The 601-nt window shown below is 42.4% G+C and carries 1 protein-coding gene; it reads right to left on the bottom strand.

Features of this window, described 5'->3' with window-relative positions; translation table 11 throughout:
* A partial coding sequence (locus tag L323_RS33150) for a hypothetical protein (RefSeq protein ID WP_020815965.1) occupies window positions 1-417 on the bottom strand: 417 nt, incomplete at its 3' end.
* Window positions 418-601 lie beyond the last annotated feature (184 nt).

The following is a 601-nucleotide window of genomic DNA, read 5'->3' as shown; positions in this document are numbered from 1 at the left end:
TTTATCCGAAAATACCCTGTCAAGCCCTTCAATTTCATTGACAAGCCACTCATCATCCACCTTGATGACATCGGCATAATACATTTTCCGTTGCGTACTAACCGTCTTCACACCATCCAGTAGTTGCCAATCAGCAAAGATAACGAAACGCATTTCATTCTCATTTTTGGGTTCGGTCGCAAAAATTTCCAGATTGGAAATATCACGTTTCTTGTCATCCCTGCTCATTTGAATATCCTTGATCGCTTTCTTATAAAATTGCTCCGTAGCGTACGGTCGCCATTCGGCTTCATTCGTTTCATCTAACACCCATATTGCCATCGTTTTCGTGACAGTTATCCTTGCCTGATCGACTTGTTCATTTCCGTATTTCTTTACAAATTCGGCTTCGAAATCAGGTTCGGTAGGCTGATCCACCGGGGCTTCCGTTTCATCTTTTGCTTTATGTCTTTTTTCGTCTCGTCTTTTTCGACAGTTGGCGTCACTTTCTTATCTGGAATCCTTGCTGGCTTTTCGTCTACCGGTTCATCTTCTGTTTGGACAACTTCAATCTTGTTTTTGCGGTTGTTCCTCCACTTTTGGCTGTTCCTTCCCTTTTATC

This window comes from Ruminiclostridium papyrosolvens C7, from assembly GCF_000421965.1.
GTDB lineage: Bacteria > Bacillota > Clostridia > Acetivibrionales > DSM-1351 > Ruminiclostridium > Ruminiclostridium papyrosolvens_A.
This window is presented reverse-complemented; position numbering and strand designations above follow the sequence as displayed.